General features: G+C 54.4%; 17 protein-coding genes. 2 read left to right on the forward strand and 15 right to left on the reverse strand.

Annotation, left to right across the window (positions count from 1 at the left end; genetic code table 11):
* Positions 1-18: 18 nt before the first annotated feature.
* The 9 genes from QO008_RS03170 to QO008_RS03210 form a co-directional block, all read right to left on the reverse strand.
* A complete protein-coding gene (locus QO008_RS03170; RefSeq protein ID WP_126465661.1) occupies positions 19-324 on the reverse strand; it encodes a YciI family protein in 306 nt (101 codons plus the stop codon).
* Complete coding sequence (locus QO008_RS03175) at positions 321-1,664, reverse strand: aminotransferase class I/II-fold pyridoxal phosphate-dependent enzyme (protein ID WP_307384296.1); 1,344 nt, start codon at positions 1,662-1,664, stop codon at positions 321-323. Before QO008_RS03175 ends, QO008_RS03170 begins: the two co-directional genes overlap by 4 nt.
* A 3-nt stretch (positions 1,665-1,667) precedes the next feature.
* Entirely contained in the window at positions 1,668-2,546 is an 879-nt protein-coding gene (locus QO008_RS03180; protein ID WP_126465663.1) for a radical SAM protein, read from the reverse strand.
* A 147-nt stretch (positions 2,547-2,693) separates the two neighbouring features.
* Positions 2,694-3,830: an ABC transporter permease subunit gene (locus QO008_RS03185; protein WP_307384299.1), complete on the reverse strand. Its 1,137-nt coding sequence runs from the start codon at positions 3,828-3,830 to the stop codon at positions 2,694-2,696.
* Positions 3,823-4,893: an ABC transporter permease subunit gene (locus tag QO008_RS03190; protein WP_126465665.1), complete on the reverse strand. Its 1,071-nt coding sequence runs from the start codon at positions 4,891-4,893 to the stop codon at positions 3,823-3,825. Before QO008_RS03190 ends, QO008_RS03185 begins: the two co-directional genes overlap by 8 nt.
* Entirely contained in the window at positions 4,886-6,466 is a 1,581-nt protein-coding gene (locus QO008_RS03195) for a sugar ABC transporter ATP-binding protein (protein WP_407653960.1), read from the reverse strand. Before QO008_RS03195 ends, QO008_RS03190 begins: the two co-directional genes overlap by 8 nt.
* Before the next feature lie 102 nt (positions 6,467-6,568).
* Positions 6,569-7,915 carry a DUF3798 domain-containing protein gene (locus QO008_RS03200; protein ID WP_126465667.1) on the reverse strand — a complete coding sequence of 449 codons (1,347 nt, stop codon included), beginning with the start codon at positions 7,913-7,915 and terminating at the stop codon, positions 6,569-6,571.
* A 247-nt stretch (positions 7,916-8,162) separates the two neighbouring features.
* A complete protein-coding gene (locus QO008_RS03205; RefSeq protein ID WP_307384305.1) occupies positions 8,163-8,537 on the reverse strand; it encodes a hypothetical protein in 375 nt (124 codons plus the stop codon).
* Positions 8,538-8,704: 167 nt separating this feature from the next.
* Complete coding sequence (locus QO008_RS03210; RefSeq protein ID WP_407653961.1) at positions 8,705-9,865, reverse strand: CD0519/CD1768 family membrane protein; 1,161 nt, start codon at positions 9,863-9,865, stop codon at positions 8,705-8,707.
* Between the two features lie 889 nt (positions 9,866-10,754).
* Here QO008_RS03210 and nifJ point away from each other — a divergent pair.
* The gene (nifJ, locus tag QO008_RS03215) at positions 10,755-14,273 is read left to right on the forward strand and encodes a pyruvate:ferredoxin (flavodoxin) oxidoreductase (protein WP_407653956.1); all 3,519 of its coding nucleotides are present in this window, start codon (positions 10,755-10,757) and stop codon (positions 14,271-14,273) included.
* Positions 14,274-14,350: 77 nt separating this feature from the next.
* On the opposite strand, the gene QO008_RS03220 is transcribed toward nifJ, so the two are convergent.
* The 6 genes from QO008_RS03220 to QO008_RS03245 all read right to left on the reverse strand — a co-directional run bounded on the left by QO008_RS03220 (position 14,351) and on the right by QO008_RS03245 (position 19,836).
* Positions 14,351-15,292 (reverse strand): NADH:flavin oxidoreductase, encoded by a 942-nt coding sequence (locus QO008_RS03220; RefSeq protein ID WP_307384312.1) that lies wholly within the window; start codon positions 15,290-15,292, stop codon positions 14,351-14,353.
* A 77-nt stretch (positions 15,293-15,369) separates the two neighbouring features.
* Positions 15,370-16,152 (reverse strand): copper amine oxidase N-terminal domain-containing protein, encoded by a 783-nt coding sequence (locus QO008_RS03225; protein ID WP_307384314.1) that lies wholly within the window; start codon positions 16,150-16,152, stop codon positions 15,370-15,372.
* Positions 16,153-16,349: 197 nt separating this feature from the next.
* Positions 16,350-17,543 carry an SAM-dependent methyltransferase gene (locus tag QO008_RS03230; protein ID WP_307384317.1) on the reverse strand — a complete coding sequence of 398 codons (1,194 nt, stop codon included), beginning with the start codon at positions 17,541-17,543 and terminating at the stop codon, positions 16,350-16,352.
* 93 nt (positions 17,544-17,636) lie between these two features.
* Entirely contained in the window at positions 17,637-17,813 is a 177-nt protein-coding gene (locus tag QO008_RS03235) for a rubredoxin (protein WP_371828952.1), read from the reverse strand.
* A 75-nt stretch (positions 17,814-17,888) separates the two neighbouring features.
* Positions 17,889-18,242 (reverse strand): rhodanese-like domain-containing protein, encoded by a 354-nt coding sequence (locus tag QO008_RS03240; RefSeq protein WP_307384320.1) that lies wholly within the window; start codon positions 18,240-18,242, stop codon positions 17,889-17,891.
* Positions 18,172-19,836, reverse strand: coding sequence for an FAD-dependent oxidoreductase (locus QO008_RS03245; RefSeq protein ID WP_307384324.1), 1,665 nt, complete (start codon positions 19,834-19,836; stop codon positions 18,172-18,174). The genes QO008_RS03240 and QO008_RS03245 overlap by 71 nt, the downstream gene beginning before the upstream one ends.
* 192 nt (positions 19,837-20,028) lie before the next feature.
* Between QO008_RS03245 and nadA the strand changes: the two genes are divergently transcribed.
* Positions 20,029-20,928: a quinolinate synthase NadA gene (nadA, locus tag QO008_RS03250; protein ID WP_126465676.1), complete on the forward strand. Its 900-nt coding sequence runs from the start codon at positions 20,029-20,031 to the stop codon at positions 20,926-20,928.
* Positions 20,929-20,932 lie beyond the last annotated feature (4 nt).

A 20,932-nucleotide genomic window follows, 5' to 3' on the forward strand; every position in this document is an offset into this window, starting at 1 on the left:
GCCCCGCGGGCCCCTTTTTTATTGCCGCCAAAATCCCGATACGTCGTCGGCGAGGCGGATGTTTTCGATTTCGGTCATGCGGTATTCGATCACATCGGCGAGGGTCAGGGGGTCGCTTTCGAAAAACGACAGGAGTTCGTCGAGGCTTTCTCCCCGCACCAGGCCGATTACGCCGTGCGCCTTGTCGCCGAAACACAATAAGCGCCCTTCGGCCGCCGCCGCGTCCGTAAATGCCGCAAACTTCTCGAACAACGCGGCGTTTTCCTCTGCCTTGAGGTCGAATTCGAAAGTCTTAAACTTCCCTTCCACTACATAGTACTTCATAGCTCCTCCTTGACGACGGCGACTTTGCCGTCTTTTATGCCCTGCACCCCTTCGTGGCCTTCAAAATCCAAATCTCCCGCTGCAATCCGCTCCCCGTAGCTGATGCGGGGGATGCCGGGCGGATAGGGCGTCACCGGGAGCGCGCAGATTCTGCCGACGGCATCGTCGATATGCACCCATTCCCGGCCGGCGAAAAACGCGGCGCGCGGCGAAAGCTCTACCCGCTTGTCGAAAAAGGGGGCTTCTCGCCGTACGGGCAAATACGGCCCCGCCTCCGCTTCTCGAAAGACATCCTCGAGGCGACGAATCTCGTCTTCCTCGTTTAAAGGAGAAAGGATCGCCAGGGCGTAGCGGTCGTCGCCCATCTCGAGATACACCCCGCGCTCAGCGCAATCTCTCACGATTTCGCGGCCCGTCCTATGCGGCAGGCGAAAGAGAAATTTCGACCCGTCTATCGCCGCAAAATGGCCGGATCGCGTGGGGATCGCCCCCTCGGGAAGCGCCGCAGCCAACGTGCGCCGCATGTCTTCTATGCGATGCCACTCGCCGCTATGGGCCTGCATATGCGCCACGGCATATTCCGAAGAGAGCATAATCAGATACGAGGGCGAAGTGGAAAGAAACAGCCGCATTCCCGTCCGCACCGCCTGCTCGGTTCCGGCGCATCGCGTGTGCAAAAGCGCCGCGCCGGTCATCGCCGGTGCCGTCTTGTGGAGCGACTGCACCGTATAATGCGCGAATCGTACGGCGGAATACGCCGACAAGGGCGTAAAGGCGAGGTGGGCGCCGTGGGCTTCGTCGACCACCAGCACCTTATTTCTGGCCTCTACCTCCCGCGCGATTTCCTCGAGCTGTAAAATTCCGCCGAAATAATCGGGACTCGTCAAAAATACCGCCGCGATCTCGGGGTCCGCATCCAGCGCACGGCCCACCTCCTTCGGGTCGATGCCGCAGAACAGGCCCGTTTTCGGGTCTGTGCCGCAGGGTAGATACACGGGAATGAGGTCCAAGTGGACGGCGGCGTGAAAGAACGCCGTGTGGGCGCCGCGCTGTACGAGCACCTTGTCGCCGGGCCGCGTCGCCGCATAAAGGGCGACTTTAATGGCGGCGGTGGAGCCTGCGGGAATCAAATAACTCGCGGCGGCGCCGTAGGCGCGGGCGATCGCTGCTTCCCCCTCCAGAATCGCCCCTTCGGGATCCAGAAGATTGTCCGCCCCCTCGATCTCGGTGATGTCATCTGCAAAGCCGAAGTCGAAAAGCGCCTTGGATTTGTGCCCCGGCATGGCGAAATAGGCCCCGCCCCGAAAGGCGCGTACCTTCTCAAAAAGCGGCCGCTCCACGATCTAGTACCCGGTTCGCACAAAGCGGGCATTGCGCTCCGCTTCGCTCATTCCCTCGAGCACGCCGCGCAATTTGGCGAGCATCTCCTCTTTTTCGGAGAATCGGCCGATTACCGGCGCGGTGTTGTAGCTGTGGATGCCGAAGAACAGCGCACGGGGTTTGAGATCCAACTTTTCCAAAAGGCGAATTTCCTCTTCCAAAATCTCCCCTTCCGTAAGGGTTTGAAATTCGCCGTCCGCCACCATACGCGCGAGTTCCGTTCCCGGGTGCACCGTCGTGGTAAGGGGCGATACGCTCAGGGGCTGGTGGGTGTTTAAGAGCTTTGCCGTTTCGTCGGCGTGGGCAAAACTGTCCTCTTGGCCGGCGATCCCCGCCATCACCATGCAGATCCAATCGATGCCCGCTTCTTCCAGCTTGGCGAGTTCCCTGTACTCGTCCGCCTGGGTACATCCCTTTTTGATTTTTTTGAGCGTCGGGTCGTGGGCGGTCTCGATGCCGATATAGAGTTGGTTATAGCCCGCCTTGCGCAGACGCTTTAAGTCCTCTACGGTCTTGTTCTTCAAGTCGACGATAGAGGCATAGCAGGTGATGATCTCTACATTGGGCAGATGTTCGTAGATCCGATCGGCGATCTCTAAGAGCTCCTCGGTGGATAGAATAAAGGGATCCCCGTTTTCCAAAAAGATCCGATCGATCCGATCGGCATAAACCGACAATTCCCGCAAATCCGCCAGCACCTGTTCCTCGGGCGCCTTGCGATACGTCACGTCTTTATACATGGCGCAGTAGGTGCATTGGTTGTAGGAACACCCCACCGTCACCTCCAAAAGCGGCGTATAGGCTTCCCGCGGCGGGCGAAATGTCTGACCGGTGTAATGCATCGTCTCATCCTTTCTATTGGCTCCGGATGCGATGTCCGGATCTGGTTTCTTATTTCTGCGTATGAGAATATTGTACTATACTTATCGGTTTTTTTCTTCGCCCGCCGCTTCGGCCCGCAACCAAAAAGGCCCCGAAGGGCCTTTTCGTCACGGTGCACTCGCCTCGGAACCCGGCGGTGCCGCCTCTTTTTTGTCTTTGCGCGCCTCTTCTGCTTGTTTGGCGCGGTTGTAGGCGTGCATAATCAGCGCCAAGGTGACGACCCCGTAGGAAATAAAGGTGCGGAAGTACTCGCCCATCATGGCATCACCCGTGAGGATGCGCCCGGCTTGGGGCAATACGATAAACATGAGGTGAAAGAGCATGGTACCGATCACCGCATTGGGAATAGTCGCCCGCATAACGCTCGCGCCGCCGACGAGGATCGAAGCCGCCGCATAGAGCGCCGCCTGGTCTTGCCCCGCGTAGGTCGCCAGGGTACCGATATTTTGGAGGTAGATAATCTGCCCGTAGCAGGCGAGTACGGTCGAGATCACGATGGATTGGATGCGGATTTTATCGGAGTAGATCCCCGCATTGGCAGAGATCACCTGGTCCATGCCCACGGCGCGCATATCGTGGCCGAGTTTGGTCTTTTTGAACCAAACGATAAACAGGCACATCAACGCGATGACGAGGATCGTCACCACCGGTATGTCGAAACTGATGGCGTGCTTGGCATTGAGCGGCAAATAGATGCGGTAGAGCAAAATATTGTCAATCGCCTGGGCGGTATCCAAGGTGATGGAGTTTTTTACGCCGTAGCCTTTTGAAAGGAGCATCGACGCATTGTGCATGGGAATCACCGTGCCGCACATATAGAGCAAAAACAGCATATAGACCCCGAGCATAAAAAACGCGAGCATCATAGAAGTAATCATCTCGCGGCCCCGAGCGCGGTTGAGTACCCGGCCCGAAAACTGCCCCAAGACGATGGCGATGGGCGTGCCGATCAAGACCGCCACTAAGATGCCTGCGGGCCCGGTGATGCCCCAGTCCTGGGCGAATACCAGGCCGATCTGCCCGGCCATGGCGCCCAAGGGAATCCCGAAGTTGATCCCCATGCCGGCGATAATCGGCACGATCAAAGAGAGCACCAGGAAGGTGTTTCGAATCATGCGCTTCGAAATTTCCGATGTGACATAGGCCAAGGGCGGCTTGGCGATCCATAGTCCGATAACGATGATGACGATAAATAGAATCGGCACCATATATCTCGACAGCTTGGCTTGTAAAGATTTATTCATTGCGATTCCTCCTCGTCAATGCGTATACGATCATGCCATTGGTAATAATCAGGCGCAAGATCTCCGATATGTCGATATTGAGCGCGCCGTTGATGACCGTCGGCGTAAGGGTGATGATCCCCTGGAACAAAAAGGTTCCTATAATCACATTGGGGATCGAAGCCTTGTTGATGCTCGCGCCCCCGATCAACAGCGCCGCGACGGTCTGGAATGTAAAGGCCAAAGGCGCCTGATACAGCTGTATAAATCCATAGGATTGTTGATAGACGATGATCCCCACGGCGGCGATCACCGTAGAGAGAATGACCGAAAAGAGCCGCATTCTGTCGATGTCAATGCCGCCGGCTTTCGCATAGTCGGGGTTCGACCCGACGGCGGTCATCGCCGTACCGGTCTTGGTGCGAAAGAACGCCCAGACCAAAAAGGCGAAGAAGGCAAAGACCAAAAACATGCCCACGGGAATGCGTACGCCGGCGATGCGGAAGCTCAAGAAGTCGGTGAGGATCCCCACAGAACTCCGCGTTCCCTCGGCATCCACCAGATTCTTCATCCAGTACTGGGCGACGGGCACCTGTTGCGACAGGCCGCGCCCCGCATAGCTCAATACCGACACCGGGTTTTTATAGGGCAGAATCAAGTAAATAATGCACATAAATGCCGTAAACGAGTAGCCGACATAGGTGGCGATCAGCATCTCGTCGCCCTTGATTTTGTTGAGAAGCACCCCGTAGCCGAAGCCGAAGACCACGGCGATGGCGGCGGCGATCAGCATGGCGACGGCGATGCCGCCGAAGCCCTTTAGGCCGAACTCCATACTGGTGACCCCGCCCAAGATGCCCGCGACGATGCCGATGGGAATCCCGAAGTTGAGCCCGCAGCCGGACTGTACCATGGGAATTAAGCTCAACACCAAGATCGAAAACATCCCGAAGCGGGCCAATACGTTTTCTACGGAATCCGCCAGCGAAATCCCGGCCAAGGGCGCCGCTACAAACAGCGCCAATAAAAACAGGCCGATGATCAGTCGAGGCAGGCCGATTTTCTGTACGAAAGATTTATTCAACGTTCTCTACCTCCACTTCTTCTCCGCTCATCAAAAGACCGAACTGCGCCGCCGGCGCTTCGGGCGAGAGGATGCCCGCAATCTTGCCCTCGCAGATGACGGCGATGCGATCGCAAATGCTCCTTAGCTCCTCCAGTTCCGAGGAGATCATGACGATGGTCGTGCCTTCCTTCTCGTTGATGTCCTCGAGCGCCGATAGCACCAGCTCCTTGGCGCCGATGTCGATGCCCCGGGTGGGTTCCGAGACGAACAAGAGCTCCGGCTCCATGCAGAGTGCCTTGGCAAGGCAGACCTTTTGTTGGTTGCCGCCGGATAGATTGCCCGCCTTTTGGTGGCTGCCCATGCATTTGATCGCCAAGTTTTCGATGTATGCGTCGGAGACCTTTTTCATCGTTTCTTCGTCGCGAAAACTCAGTCCCATAACTTTTTTAATGAATTTATTTTGAATCTGCATGGCGTTAAAAGAAATGTTCCAGTAGATCGGCTCGTCCAGCAAAAGTCCCACGCCTCGGCGGTCTTCGGAGACGAAAGCGATCTTCTCGGCGAGGATCTTTGCGGTCTTTCCGAGCGCCAGCTGCTTGCCCTGAAATTCCACATTGCCCATTACGGGATAGGTGCCCAAAATGCCGTTGGCGATCCCGAGCTTGCCCTGCCCGGCGAGGCCCGCAATCCCCAAAATTTCCCCGCGATACACGTCGAGATTCACATCGTCCACCTGTTCGCCGGGCATATCCACATTCAAATTGCGCACCTTGAGGAGCACATCCGTCTCCCCGGGCCGCATGGGCTGCCGCTTGCGCGTCCGCGCCTCTTCGGTTCTGCCCACCATCCAGGCGGCGATCTGATCGACGCTCAAATTCTCGTTCTTCCGATTTTCGATGATCTCCCCGTCCCGGAGCACCACCACCGTATCGCATACGGTAAGGATTTCCCGCAGGCGGTGGGAAATAAATACGATCGCGATGCCCAAATCCGAAAGCCGCTTCAAAGAGGCCATCAGCATATCCGCTTCGGATTCGGTCAATACCGCCGTCGGCTCGTCCATAATAATGAGCTTTACGTCTTCGCGGGTGATCTCCCGGGCGATCTCGATAAACTGCTTATGCCCCACCGGCATCTCCGACACCATGCCCTCGGGATCGATCTCGACGCCCAATTTGTCGAGGGATTCGCCCGATAAGCGGATGTTCGCCTTTCCGTCGACGGTGGCGTATTTCTTGCCCAATACCTTCGAGAGCACCGAGGGTTTGGTGCGTTCCATATCCAAGGTGATGTTTTCCGCCGCGGTAAAGCCGGGGATCAGATTGAATTCCTGGTGCACCATGCCGATCCCCGCCTTTAGGGCGTCGATGGGCGAGCGAAAATTCACCGCCGCGCCGTCCAAGAGGATCTCGCCGTCGTAGCCGCCGGTCTCTCGAATTACTTCCATGCCGAAGATGATATTCATCAATGTGGACTTGCCCGCGCCGTTTTCTCCCACGAGTCCCAGAATCTCGCCCGGCGCCAGGTCGAAGTTTACGCCCTTTAGGACGACATTCTCCCCGAAGCGCTTGCCCACATTCCGGACCTCCATCAATGTTTGCGCCACAATATACCTCCTAAAGGAAATAAACCAACGATTGCCGCTGGTTTATTTCCGTTTTCCTCGTATAAAAACTATTTTTCGTACCCGGGATCATTCTCCGGTTTCGCCTTCGGCATCCTTTTGCGATTGTTCGATGGCATCCAAGTCGACATTCATTGTCATGTACTTTTCGGGTACTTCCACCTTGTCCATGCCCAAATATCCCTTGCCGTAGACATAGGTATCCTGTGCCAGGAGAATGTGGTTTTCTTTCTTTTCGCCGCTGGCTCGATCGACGTAATTGCTGCCGGTCCAGTTGGCGCCCTCGGTATAGGTACTGATCGCTTCGATGACCTGATCGATATTCGTGATTTCCTTTTCGCCCTTCAAGACGTCGGTCACGAGATCCACCGATCCCAGCGTCAACGAGTAGCCCAAGGAGTACGCCCAGGTACCCATGCGTTCGGAACCGCCGGCCGCCACAACCGCCTTTTCCACTTCGCTATTGATCGCTTGCCAGTCGCCGGCTTTGTCTTGAATGTCGACAGAAAACGCCTTGGGGTATCCCATAATGGGAGAGGGCAAATCCTGTTCTACAAAGATCGCGCCGCCGGCCGCCACGCCGCGAAGCAGGGGTTCGGTATGTGCGTCGTTGGTACAGAAGAACGCCGTGTCCTTGCCGTACTTGTCGATCCAGGGTTGAATGTTCTCGGCGATGTATTGTTGCGCGCCGGGCACGCCGATGTCGGTCGTGGGGTCGGGAGCGTTCAACGAAATAAACTCGAGGCCCAAATCCTTACAGGCTTCTTCCATAATCGCGCGGCGCAGCGCCAACAGCTCGATGGACATATGCCGCGGGAAGGTGATGTGCGCAAACTTGGTCGCGCCCATTTGTTTCGCCGCTTCCACGATGCGGTATCCACGGCCCACATTGTCGGCGTCGAGTACCAGATCCGCGGTGTTTTCCGCCATAATCGTATCCTCTTGCGCCACAAGATTGATCAGGATAATGTCGGGGCGTTTTTGCCGAATTTGGGTAAATGCCGCCGACGTGCCGGGAACGGATTGATTTACGATCACGGCGCGCATCTGCGGGTCGTCCGCCATGGCGACGATCTTTGCGATCGTGGTCTCCTGCTCCGCCTCAAAGCGGTCGGGGTAGGTGTCGTGGCGAATAATGCCGCCTTCGTCGGCATTGCCGTACTTTTCGATGGCATCTTGGGCCGCACGGAACTCGTCTTCCGCCTGCGATACCGTACCGGTAATGATGCCGATATGGTACTCTTCCCCTTCCTTCAAAGTTTCATATTCCGCCTTGGTCGCTTCGGCGGCGACCCCGTCTGCGCCTTCGGTCTTGCCGGCATTGGTCGTATCCACCTTCGTACAAGCTGCGGTAAAGACGAGCAACATGGCCAAGACCAAACCTAGGGACAACAGTCGCTTCCTGCGAATTTTCATGTCTATCTCTCCTCTTTGGTATGTATTGGCAAAACCTAAGCGAGTTCTTAAGTTTTTTTAAGTTTAATCTAATAAAGTATAAAAGTCAAGCAAGAATCTTTTTCTCCATTGCTTTTCCGAAGAAATTTATGCCATCTTAACGAAGACCTCACCCATCTATCGAAAACTTTACGGCGTTCCTCTTAGTCCCTTCCTTCCTGGTCTGTTTTACGCATAAAAAAAGAAGCCCCGAAGGACTTCTTTGCACTCAAGATCTCTCCCCCTGTTTTCCGCGGATGATCGCCATCAAAATCCGATACACCACGCCGAACAGCACCAGGATGGCAATGCCCTTGATCCAAGTCATCGCGAAGAAAAATACCGAGATGCCCAAGATAAAGGCGCTGTTGATAAATCCGCCGCCGTTCCAGTTTTCGGCATAGGCATAGGCAAATTCGTCGATATGTTTCTTTTCATATATGTATAAAAGAAAACCGATAATCGCCAAGATCGCCCCGGCTCCCACCAAAATCGGAGTCTGTTTTACTTCCATGCCGCCGACGCCGAGCAGCGCCCGTAAAATGATGCAGGCGGGACCGACGATCGCGAACATCAAAAATTTTTTCTTATCTGTATCGTTCATATTGCCTCCTTAATACTGCGATTTGGGAAAGGATTTCCCATGGCTATAGTATACCCCCCCCCCACAAAAAATACAACGATTTTTATCCCCGTCGTTTCGAATATTTCTCCGCACTTTTTTACGCCATACAAAAAACCGCACCGAAGATTCGATGCGGTTTCGCGTTTTTATCCGCCGATCAGCATAAACAAAAAGTGTGCCACCACGCCGGCGACGATGCCGCCTATGGTGTGGGACAAAATCGCCTTGCCCGCGAGTTCGCGGGAGTCGAGCGCGTCCATCATGCCGATATGCGTACTCAAATATCCCGACCAGCACATGCCCATGGCGGTAAAGACCGCGATGTCGTTGGGAAGCGCCGCGCCGGTTTCGATAAAATTCGGCACCAGCGAGATAGCAGCGCCCACGGCGCCCAGCGCCGTAATGGGAAACGCGATGGCTTCGGGGGATCGGAATCCGAACAAGGGCTCGAAGATAAACTGCAGCTTTTCGCCGAGGAAGGGCAAAAACTCGACGCCTTCGTAGGCGGCGCCGGTGTAGACGCCGTTTTCGCCGGGCCCGAAGGTGATCATCATGACGAAAGTACAGACGATCAGCACGCCGGGGATAATCGACATCCCCATTTCTACGCCGGTCTTTCCCCCTTCCAAGAGGGCATCCAGCGTTCGTTGAAAGTAGTTGCCCTCGCGGATATAGCGAAATTCCCCTTGGGATTCGAGATCTTCGGTCTGCATTTCTACGTCAAAGGGTTCTTCGGCCTCGGCGCCGTAGAACTTCTTGGTTTGGGCGAGCATCAGGCGAACGCTCACCACCGAGCCGACAATCGCCCCCACATTCCCGAGTATCGCCGGCAAGATAAATTCCTTACCCTGGGCGATCATAAAGGTGGTTACGATCAAACCCATGCCGAACGCGGTGCCCAAATTGCACATCGCCGGAACCTGGTATTTCTTAAAGTATTGGGTAAACGTCTTGTCCTTTGCAAAAGATATGATTGCCGGATTGTCCGATAGATATGTCGCGATAGCGCCGGTGATACTGGCTCCCGGAAGGCCCCATACCGGTTTCATCAAAGGGGCAAAGATCTTGTTGATCAAGGCGATCGCGCCGTATTCGGAAAGGACGCCGCTGATGGCGCCGGCCAAAACGGCCATGGCCATAATCAAAAAGACCGTAGAGAGCAGTAAGTCGTGCGCAGTTGCCATCATGGTTTTAAACATCAGCCCCGCGCCCATCTTGTTGCCGATCAGGGCGAAGCCGCCGATGAATATAATCAGGAAGACAAAAGTTTCAAGGCCTACCGCCTTTACTTTTTTCCTGCCATGCATGTCATCCATTGTTAACCTCCGTACACTGTTTCCTAGTGTTTCTAATATTCATTTTTTCGATTTGCATTTTTTGCTATTCAATTCGGCAATCAATCTTAAGTATATTATAAAGTTTGCCGGGAAATTTGGCAAACGATTTTTCGTTTGTGATTCGTCTTTCAAGGGCAAAAATGTTGAAATTCTGCGGTTTTATTTGCCTAATTTTGTATACATAGCACTTCGGCTTGTTTTCATAAGGGAAAACATTTGGGAAACTTTAATATATTGAAAACTTCGTGGCGACGTTCTTGTCGTTGTTCCCCCTACCCCTTTACGCAAGCCAAATACGGCATTAAAGGCCATTGTGATCGGCACCGAAAGATTTTACCGGCGGCCACTAATATGTGAAATTGTATATTTTATAGTATTCGGGAAAATGGAAGTATTTTTCCCCTCGCGTTTTCCCGTCGTTTTCCCAGCCTTCGAGCGAAAAATTTCTACGACTCAAATAATTTTTCTCGATTTTGAATCGAATCGAAGGCAAACGGTAATGCACAAGCGAGTTCTGCCGCGCGATGTCTGTGATCGATCTTTTTCGCTTCGGATTTTTGCAGCTATTTCCATTATTTACGAAAAATCAATTCTATTCCCGAATTATATATTTTAATCTCCCCTGTATTTCGATTTAATTTTTGTTTTATATGCCTTTTACAGCCATTTTGTTCTTTCTCGGCATTTCCTGCGAAATCCGCTTCGCTTTTCGCGTCAGATTGTATATAATGTTTTCGAGGAAAGGTGAACTCACACTGACAACGTTTTCATCATTTGCCTAAAGAGTTCCCGATCCTGTCGGTTGTACCGACGCACCATTGTTTCGACATTTGTCGACTTGTAGTAAGGAGTGTATATCTTGACAAAAGTGTTTAAGTCTATGGACGGTAACGAAGCGGCGGCTTATGTCTCCTATGCGTTTACCGAAGTAGCAGCCATTTACCCCATTACGCCTTCTTCTCCCATGGCGGCGCTCGTGGACAGCTGGTCCGCCGACGGTAAGAAGAACCTGTTCGATCAGGAAGTTCGCCTCGTCGAAATGCAGGCGGAAAGCGGCGCTGTTGCAGCATTGCACGGTTCTTTGGAAGCCGGCGCGTTGACGACTACATATACGGCATCTCAAGGTCTCGCCCTGATGATCCCGACTATGTTCCGTACGGCGGGCTCCCTCTACCCCGGCGTTATGCACGTCGCTTCCCGTACCCTGGGTTCCCACGTGCTCTCGATTTACGGCGACCATTCCGACGTTATGGCCACCCGCCAATCCGGTTGGGCTATGCTCTCTTCCGGCAATGTGCAAGAAGTCATGAACCTCGGCGGTATCGCCCACTTGGCGGCCATCGAATCGAGCGTTCCCTTTATGCATTTCTTCGACGGATTCCGTACCTCTCACGAAATCCAAAAGGTCGAAGTGATGGACTACGAAGACCTGCGCGATATGCTCAATATCGAGGCGCTGGAACGCTTTAAGTCCAATTCGATGAACCCCGAACGCCCCAAACAAAGAGGGATCGTACAAAACCCCGATACCTATTTCCAATCCAGAGAATCCATTAACGTATTCTACAACGCCATCCCCGGCATCGTAGAAAAATATATGAACAAGGTCAACGAACTCAAGGGCACGGACTACCGCCTGTTCAACTACTACGGCGCGGACGATGCGGAATATGTCATCGTCGGTATGGGTTCGGTCAGCGGTCTGGTACAAGACACCGTCGACGAACTAAACGCCAACGGACAAAAGACGGGTTACCTGCAAGTACACCTCTATCGTCCGTTCTCTCGCCAACACTTCTTAAACGAACTGCCCGAAGGCATCAAGCGCATCGCCGTGATCGACCGCACCAAGGAACCCGGCGCGCGCGATCCGCTGTATCTCGACGTGGTCGGCGCATTCGCCAATGTCGAAAACGCACCGGAAATCTACGGCGGCCGCTACGGTCTCTCCTCCAAGGACGTGGACCACGCACAGATCAAGGCGATCTTCGACAATCTGATGCAAAACGAAGTCAAAGACGACTTTACCGTAGGCATCGTAGACGACGTGACCTATCTGTCCCTCCCCGTGGACGACAGCTATGTCATCGACAATCCCAAGATCATCAACTGCAAGTTCTGGGGTCTGGGTGGCGACGGTACCGTAGGCGCCAACAAAAACTCCATTAAGATCATCGGCGACAATACCGATATGTACGTACAGGCGTATTTCGAATACGACGCCAAGAAGACCGGCGGTATTACGAAATCCAATCTACGCTTCGGCCACGAACCCATTCGCAACAGCAATGTGGTCAAAAACGGCGACTTTATCGCTTGCCACAACCAAAGCTATATGACCCGCTACGACATCGTAGACGAAGTGCGTCCCGGCGGCGTATTCCTGCTGAACACGAACTGGGACGATGCGGCATTGGAAACCCACCTCCCCAACAAGGTGAAGAAGTACATCGCCGAAAACGACGTACAGTTCTATACCATCAACGCGGTGGCACTCGCGGAAGAAATCGGTTTGGGTCGACGCACCAACACCATTTTGCAATCGGCATTCTTTAAACTCGCCGAAATCATCCCCATGGACGAAGCCGAACGCCTGATGAAGGAATTCGCCGAAAAGTCCTACGGCAACAAGGGCGAAAAGATCGTCAATATGAACTTTAAGGCCATCGAAAGCGGCTACCAAAACCTCCACAAGGTCGAAATTCCCGCTTCCTGGAAGGACCTCGAAGTCGAAGAAAAGAAGGTCGACGAAACCCTTTCCGACTACGTACGCAATATGATGATGCCCATCACCGAACTACACGGCGACGATCTGCCGATCTCGGCGTTCAAGGGCTATGAATCCGGATTTATCCCCTTGGGTACGTCCAAATACGAAAAACGCGGCATCGCCGTGCGCGTACCCCGCTGGAAGGAAGAAAACTGTATTCAATGTAACCAATGTTCCTTCGTCTGCCCCCACGCGGCAATCCGTCCCTTCCTCTCCAATAAGGAAGAAGTAGAAAACGCACCCGAAGGATTCCGTTCCGTTCCCGCCAAGGGCTTTAAGGAATATGAATTTACCATCCAAGTCGATCCCCTCGACTGTACCGGATGCGGCAACTGCGTAGAGACCTGCCCCGCCAAGGAAAAGGCGCTGGAATTCCACGATCTCGAATCGCAAATGCCCGAACAAGAAAACTGGGATTACGCACTGACCCTTTCCCATAAGGAAAACCCGATGGACAAATTTACCATCAAGGGCAGCCAATTCGAACAACCCTTGCTCGAATTCTCCGGCGCCTGCGCGGGTTGCTCCGAGTCCCCCTATGCGAAACTTCTGACCCAACTCTTCGGCGACAGAATGTATATCGCAAACGCGACGGGATGTTCCCAAGCCTGGGGCTGCGCATTCCCCATCGCACCCTACACCACCAACCACCTGGGCCACGGTCCCGCATGGTCGAACCTCCTGTTCGAAAACAACGCGGAATTCTGCCTCGGTATGTATCTGGCGGTTGGCCAACAACGCGCTAAGATCACCATGGAATTGGAAAAGATCTTGCCCGTCCTAAAAGACGAAGCGGCGAAGAAGACCATCCAAGACTGGATCGACAATATTAACGAAGGCGAAGGCACCCGCGAACGCAGCGACGCGGTCGTAGAAACCCTAGAGTCCTTAGACCTCGACGGCGAAGCCCTGGAAGCCAAAGAATACGTCCTCAAGAACAAAGAACAACTCACCAAGAAATCCTTCTGGATGTACGGCGGCGACGGCTGGGCATACGACATCGGCTACGGCGGATTGGACCACGTCCTCGCAACCGGCGCCGACGTCAACGTACTCGTCGTAGACAACGAACTCTATGCCAACACCGGCGGACAATCCTCCAAGGCAACCCCCAAGGGCGCCGTGGTACAATTTGCCGCAGCCGGTAAGAAGACCGCCAAGAAGGACTTGGGTCTGTTGGCCATGAGCTACCGCGACATCTACGTCGCCAAGGTGGCATTGGGTGCGAATATGAACCACCTGATCAAGGTCATCAAAGAAGCCGAAGCCTACGACGGCCCCTCCTTGATCGTGGCATACTCCCCCTGTATCAACCACGGCCTCTCGAAGGGCATGGCATTCGCCACCAAACAACAAAAAGAAGCGGTCGAGTCCAACTACTGGCAACTCTACCACTACAACCCCGAACTCATCGCAAAGGGCGAAAATCCCTTTATTATGGATTCCAAGGAACCCAATAAGTCCTACCGCGAATTCCTGATGAGCGAAGTCCGCTATGCATCGCTGTTGCGTCGTTCCCCCGAGGAAGGCGAAGAGCTTCTGGATGCTTCCGAAGAAGATGCAAAGCAAACCTACAAACGCTATAAAGACCTGGCGGAAGAAAAATAATCGCAACGCGCGACACACAAAAGCGACATGGCAACATGTCGCTTTTGTATGCGCAAAATGCGCGTATTTCGTTTTTCTTACACGCCCCAGTCGGGGTTCTTCAAAAAGGCGCGGCTCACGCCGATCAGATCCGCCTTCTCGGTGGCGAGAAGCGCCTCGGCATCCTCCGGCGTCTGTACCCCGCCGGTCAGAAGAACGGGGGTGGTGACAGCCGCCTTTGTCTGTGCGGTTAAATCGGAAAACCAACCCGGTTCGCTATGGCCCGGCCGCGTATAGCCGTTCATGCCGCCGGTCATATCCAACAGATCCGCCCCCGCCGCTTCAAAGCGCTTGGCGGCCTCCACGCCGTCTGCGATCTCGGTGCCGCCGTCTTCGAAGTCCAATCCGCCGATCCGCACCGCCACGGGAAAATTTCCCAGCGCTTCTTTGACGGCAGAAAATACCTCGAGGGGATAGGCGAGTCGATCCTCGCCGTAGCTGTCGCGCCGCTTATTCACCAACGGCGAGAAAAACTGGTTCAGCAAAAAGCCGTGGGCGACGTGCACCTCTACCCCGTCGTAGCCCGCCTTTTCGGCGCGGAGAGCCGCTTCGACGAACTTTTCCTGTACGCGCGCCATATCGCTCGCGTTCATCTCGCGTACGCCGTCTTCTGCCGAGGGGCCGATCAAAGGCACAGGCGGCGTCGCGAGCTTCGACTTTCTGCCCGCGTGGTTCAGCTGCACAAAGATTTTGTGATCGCCTGCTTCCGACTGCATGGCGTCGATCAAGCGCTTGTGGGAATCGATCGCCCCGTCTTCTGCCAAAGACATCTGCTTCGGCGACACCTGACCGGCGCGTTCCACATAATTGTGCTCGATGATATAGAGCCCGAACAGCGGATTTTTTGCACATTTTCTATAAAATTCCACCGCCGATGCGCCGATCTTTCCGTCTTCCGCGCCCTCCGATGCCATGGGCGGCATTACGATGCGCGTGGGGATCTTTACGCCCGCTTGTATGCTTGTTTCGATATACTGCATAGTTCCTCCTTCAAAATTCGCGATTCCCTATACCTATACCCAAACAAAAAGAACCGGCCCTCGCCGGTTCTTTCGTCTTATTTGCCTACCCGCACCGTCATCAGAATATCGTCGATCTTTGCGGTGGCCTTCTCATACTTCTTTTGCAGTGCCTCGCTCTTTGCCATATGGGGATCGCCGCGGAAGTCGGCGCCGTAATAGAGGCCGTCTTTTTCGCCCAACAGCATGGGCGAATTATTCCATTCGCGCATCGGATGCTCTGCGCGAGAGAGGCTAAAGAGGAAGCCGTCGCCGCCATCGCGATTGGATTTTTCAAAAAACGCAACCTCTTTATCTGACACTTCGTAGACAATCTCTACGTCTGCATCCGCGGGCAGAGCAAAGGACATATCCACTTCCTTTACATAGATCCGCTTGTCCGCCGCCACGTCCTTTTGCGGATAGGCACCCACGGTGACGATGCGCTCGTCTGCGATCCACCGCACGGGCAGTTTCGTCGCCTTCCCCAAGTAGAGGGCGGGTACATAGGTGCGATCTTTGTCGAGATAGGGCGCCACATCCATGGCTTCAGTGTTTCCGTTATGGCGATAGGATTTCGCGCCGATTTGCATTGTAACCGCTTCGCTTCCTTTCGTCATGGTGACTTCTTTCTTCGCCTGGTCCCATTGTACCGTGTATCCCAGCTCTTCGGTGACCGCCCGCAGGGGCAGAAAAGTGCGATCTTCGCGAATCACCGCTTTTTGCCCCTCTTCCTGCATCGACTTACCGCTCACAAAAATCGTTACGGGTCGAGCGCCCTGGGCAAACGCCGCCGACGGGAGCAAGAGCAGACACAATACCAATGCCGCCAATTTTTTCATAAATACCTCCATATTTATGACGCGGTGCGAAAATGCCGCAAAAGGTCGCTCCGTACCTTTCGTTTCGCCCGCCGTCGTATGTAAATAGATATTGCTTTCTCTAATACTTTACCATTTTTTTTTGATAAAGCAAGCGTATTCCCCATTCTTTACAAAATCTTATTCTTTGCGCCAAAAAAGGCGACCCCATGGCCGCCTTATCGGAACATATATTCCCGCGTCAGGGGACGCTCGTTGTCCGCGCCCTTTTCGATCAAATACTGGCATACGTCGAGCTTGCCCGCCTCGAAGATAGCGGCGCAGGCCTGCAGATAAATGTCCCACATGCGCATAAACTTTTCGCCCATCTCCTCTTCGATCTCGTCCCAATGGCGATGAAACCGCCGGCACCATTCCTCCAATGTCAGCTGATAGTGGCGCCGCAGGCTCTCCATATCGATCAGATGCAGCCGAAGTTTTCCCAAGGGGGCGACGATTTCGGCGATGGCGGGGATATAGCCGCCGGGAAAGATGTATTTGTTGAGGAAGGAATTCTTGCCCATATCGGGATCGTCGGGATCGCGCTGGCCGCTGATGCCGTGGATCAACGCGAGCCCCTTGTCGGCGAGCATGCGGTCGATGCTCTCGAAGTATTCGTAGAGGTTTTCCTTCCCCACGTGCTCGAACATGCCGACGCTCACGATTTTGTCGAATGTCTTGCCCTTCGCGGCGATATCCCGATAATCGGCCAAAAAGACCTGTACCCGATCGGAAAGGCCTTCCTGTTCGATGCGCTCGGTGGCGAGCTTTTGCTGCTCTTCGCTTAAGGTACAGCCGTAGGCGCGAATGGGGTAGGTCTGTGCCGCTCGAATAATGAGATTGCCCCAGCCGCAGCCGATATCCAGCAGCGTATCGCCTTCTTTTAGGCGCAACTTTTCGAGAATGTGGTCGATCTTCTGCAGCTGCGCGTCCTCGAGGCTGTCGCTTTCTTTTTTGAAGTAGGCACAGGAATAGGTCATGCTCTCGTCGAGCCACAGTTCGTAGAAGTCGTTCCCGATGTCGTAATGGTAGGCGATTTCTTCTTTGGATTCCGCTTTGCCGTGCCCCTGCAGAAACTTGAGCATTTTATATTCCTTGCTCTCCATAAAGCTGTCGTCGTTGGCAAACAGCGAACGCATCAAATTTTGCAGGGAGCCTTCGATCTCTATATCGCCGTCCATATAGGCTTCGGCGAGGGTCAAAGAAAAGTCTTTGCGCGCCTTGTTCAGATCGAGGGGCGCCTTAAAGTGGATGGCGATCTCCGCCTCGCCCGTACCCAAGAAGGACTTCGTTCCGTCCCAATAGCGGATCTGTGCCGGGATGGTGATCGAACGCTTGAGTACTTCGTCGTAAATCTTCACCGTCGGTTTCATATATCCTCCTCCAAAAAAATGCAGATGCAGGGCTTCGGCGACATCACGCGCCGAAGCCGTATATAGGAAAAACGAGCCTTTCAGCTCGTCTTCTCAGTCTTCCATTTTTACGAACATCCACTTGCTGGTGCCGCATTTGGGGCAGGTCCAGTCGTCGGGCAGCTCCGCAAAGGGAACGCCCGGCTCGATGCCGTATTCCGGTACGCCTTTTTTCGGGTCATAAATGTAGCCGCAGGGTTTGCATTGGTAGCGGCTCATGTCCTTTTCCATCGCTCTCCTCCTTCCTATATTCTACGGGGTACATACCCCCGGTGTCCGCGATATATGCGGATCGCCGCGATTTTGTTATTTTTCTAAGGGGCCGTGATAGGCATTCATGCCGTCTTTTACATTGACGCAGCGGTAGCCGTGGGCCATCAGTTCCTTACACGCCTTGATGCTCCTGCCGCCGGCGGCACAGATCACATAGACCTTCTCCTCCCGGGGAATTTCGTCCATGCGTTCCTGTACCCTAGGGAGCGGCATTTTTACCGCCCCCGGAATGATGCCCTCGGCGTGTTCGTCGGGATTTCTCACGTCCAAGATGTATCGGTCTTCGCCGTCCGCCAGTTCGTCGGCGGTGGTAGACTCAATCCCGGACGATGCGATCCGGAAAATTGGCTGCAAAATATACGAAAGAACCGTCCAGATTTTTGACATGATACCCCTCTGCTTTCAAGATGCGCTCCGCATTGTAGGAGCGAACAGAGCTCCGGCAGTGCACCACATATTTTTCGTCTTTTTCGAACTCGTCCAGACGGTCGCGAATCTCGTCTAAGGGCACATTCTTCGCCCCGTCGATATGCCCGCGCTCGTATTCCTTCGCCGTGCGCACGTCAATCACGCGGTAACCGCGCTTTTCGTAGTCCGCAAGCTCCGAAATTTGAATCGGATCGGTTAGGCCCAACATTACATTTTCGGCAAAATAGCCCGCCAAATTGATGATGTCCTTGGCGCTGCCGTAAGGCGGCGAGTACGAGAGTTCCAACTCCTGCAACCGGTCCGCCCGAAGGCCCGCCTTGATGGCGGTGGCGATCACGTCGATCCGCTTGTCCACGCCCTTCTTCCCCACCGCCTGGGCGCCCAGAATCTCGCGGCTGTCCTTGTCGTAGATCAGCTTGAGCAGAATGTCTTCCGACCCGGGGAAGTACCCGGCGTTGCTCTTTCCGATCAGGTGGATGGGTTGGTAGTTCCTGCCTTCCAACTGCAATTCGTTCAGGCCCGTCGAGGCAAAGGCGCGGTCGAAGATCCGCACGATCGAGGTGCCCAAACTGCCGGACAGATCGTGGTCGTACCCCGAGAGCATATCCGCCAGCTGTCGGCCCTGGCGATTGGCGGGCCCCGCCAGCGCGATCATTACGTCCTCGCCGGTGATGGTGTGTTTGACGATGATCGAATCCCCGATGGCATAAATATCGGGAACGGAGGTGCGGTAGTGTTCGTCGACTTTGATGCCGTCTTTCATGCCGAGCTCGATCCCCGAGCCTTCCAAAAATCCCGTCTCGGGGGCGACGCCCACGGACATGAGCAGCAGGTCGGATTCCAATTCGCTGCCGTCTTGTAAGGTGAGTTTTTTGCCTTCCACTTTCTCGACGCTGTTATTCGTGAGCACCTTGACGCCGTGATCGGTCAGTTCCTTCTCGGCGAAGACCGCCATCTCGGGGTCAAAGGGCGGGAGCACGTGATCGGAAATCTGCACGATTGCCACCTCGAGCCCCGCGTTTTTCAGACTCTCCGCCACCTCCAGGCCGATAAAGCCGCCGCCGATCACCGTGGCGCTCTTCGGTTGCGTGCCCGCAAGCGCCCCCTTGATCCGATCGAGATCGGGGATATTTCTAAGGGTAAATACGGCGGGGTGCGAGGCAAGGCCCTCGATATCCAGCCGAATCGGCTTCGCCCCCGGCGAGAGCACGAGAATGTCGTAGGCGATTTCTTTTTTCTCGCCCGCCTTCGTTTCGGTGCAAATCTTTTTTTCTTCCGGTACGATGCGCACCACCTCTTCTTCGGCGCGCACGTCGATGCGGAAGCGATCGCGAATCGTCTTTTCAGAGACCACGATCAGATCCTCCCGCTCGGGAATTTCTTCGGAAATATGATAGGGCAATCCGCAGTTGGCGAAGGACACATAGGGATTCTTGTCGACGACGATAATCTCGTCGTCGAGATTCAGCCGCCGATAGCGCGCGGCAAAACTCATGCCGCCGGCGACGCCGCCCACCACAACTACGGTCTTTTTCTTCGTATTCGATTGCATAGATACGCCTCCTTTGTCGCATTGCCGTACAAACGGCTTTATCTCTACTATACCCCGAAGGCCGTGCAAATAAAGGCGGAAGATATTTTATACTGACAAGACAAATGTCTTGTCAATTATAAAAATTGTGGTAAGATGGGTTCAGTCCGTTGTATTACATAGACATGACACATAGATGAACAGGAGTTTACAATGTATACAAACGAATTGGATGCACTCAAACGAGAAAACGATGCTGTCGTCCTCGCCCACTACTATGTCGACGCCGAGGTACAGGCGGCGGCGGATTTTATCGGCGATTCCTTTTTCTTGGCGAAAAAGGCGACGACCATTCCCCAATCGACCATCGTGATGGCGGGGGTCAATTTTATGGGCGAGACCATGAAAATCTTAAATCCCGACAAGACCGTCTACCTCCCCGATGCCGAGGCGGACTGCCCCATGGCGCATATGGTGACTGTCGATGCCATCCGTGCCATGCGCGACAAATACGACGACCTGGCGGTGATCTGCTACGTCAACTCTACGGCGGAGATTAAGGCGCATTCCGACTATTGCTGCACCTCGTCCAATGCGGAAAAGATCGTCGCATCGGTACCGGAAACGCATATCTTCTTTGTGCCCGACCAAAATCTAGGGCAATACATCGCCGCCAAGTTTCCCGAAAAGCAATTTCACTTTCACGAAGGCTTTTGCCCGGTGCACCACCGCATCCGCGCCGAACAAATCGCACAACTGAAGAAAAACCATCCCGATGCCGCGATCTTCGCCCACCCCGAATGCCGCCCCGAAGTCTTGGTCCTCGCCGACTACAAAGGCAGTACCTCGGGCATTCTCGACGCAGTGGGCGAAAGGGACCGCGCGGTAAATATTATCGTCACCGAAGGTGGCATCGCGGCGGAACTCGAAAAGCGCTACCCCGAAAAGACCTTTGTCTTTCCCGAAATGCTCTGCGAGGGCATGAAACGGGTAAATCTAAAAGGCATTATCCGCGCGCTTCGCGAAGGCGGAGACGGCATCGCCATCGATCCCGAACTCGCCCGCCGCGCCAAGCGACCCCTGGATCGCATGCTCGAAATCACCGCAAAATAAGCCC

The organism is Aedoeadaptatus ivorii (assembly GCF_030815095.1).
In the GTDB taxonomy this organism is placed as follows: domain Bacteria; phylum Bacillota; class Clostridia; order Tissierellales; family Peptoniphilaceae; genus Aedoeadaptatus; species Aedoeadaptatus ivorii.

What these genes read in the sequence shown, in the direction of transcription:
- QO008_RS03230 (WP_307384317.1), bottom strand. Translation starts at nt 17,543, where the DNA reads ATGAAACCGACGGTGAAGATTTACGACGAAGTACTCAAGCGTTCGATC.
- nadA (WP_126465676.1), top strand. Translation starts at nt 20,029, where the DNA reads ATGTATACAAACGAATTGGATGCACTCAAACGAGAAAACGATGCTGTC.
- QO008_RS03170 (WP_126465661.1), bottom strand. Translation starts at nt 324, where the DNA reads ATGAAGTACTATGTAGTGGAAGGGAAGTTTAAGACTTTCGAATTCGAC.
- QO008_RS03195 (WP_407653960.1), bottom strand. Translation starts at nt 6,466, where the DNA reads ATGGAGGTCCGGAATGTGGGCAAGCGCTTCGGGGAGAATGTCGTCCTA.
- QO008_RS03235 (WP_371828952.1), bottom strand. Translation starts at nt 17,813, where the DNA reads ATGGAAAAGGACATGAGCCGCTACCAATGCAAACCCTGCGGCTACATT.
- QO008_RS03225 (WP_307384314.1), bottom strand. Translation starts at nt 16,152, where the DNA reads ATGAAAAAATTGGCGGCATTGGTATTGTGTCTGCTCTTGCTCCCGTCG.
- QO008_RS03220 (WP_307384312.1), bottom strand. Translation starts at nt 15,292, where the DNA reads ATGCAGTATATCGAAACAAGCATACAAGCGGGCGTAAAGATCCCCACG.
- QO008_RS03240 (WP_307384320.1), bottom strand. Translation starts at nt 18,242, where the DNA reads ATGTCAAAAATCTGGACGGTTCTTTCGTATATTTTGCAGCCAATTTTC.
- QO008_RS03245 (WP_307384324.1), bottom strand. Translation starts at nt 19,836, where the DNA reads ATGCAATCGAATACGAAGAAAAAGACCGTAGTTGTGGTGGGCGGCGTC.
- QO008_RS03205 (WP_307384305.1), bottom strand. Translation starts at nt 8,537, where the DNA reads ATGAACGATACAGATAAGAAAAAATTTTTGATGTTCGCGATCGTCGGT.
- QO008_RS03210 (WP_407653961.1), bottom strand. Translation starts at nt 9,865, where the DNA reads ATGCATGGCAGGAAAAAAGTAAAGGCGGTAGGCCTTGAAACTTTTGTC.
- QO008_RS03200 (WP_126465667.1), bottom strand. Translation starts at nt 7,915, where the DNA reads ATGAAAATTCGCAGGAAGCGACTGTTGTCCCTAGGTTTGGTCTTGGCC.
- QO008_RS03185 (WP_307384299.1), bottom strand. Translation starts at nt 3,830, where the DNA reads ATGAATAAATCTTTACAAGCCAAGCTGTCGAGATATATGGTGCCGATT.
- QO008_RS03180 (WP_126465663.1), bottom strand. Translation starts at nt 2,546, where the DNA reads ATGCATTACACCGGTCAGACATTTCGCCCGCCGCGGGAAGCCTATACG.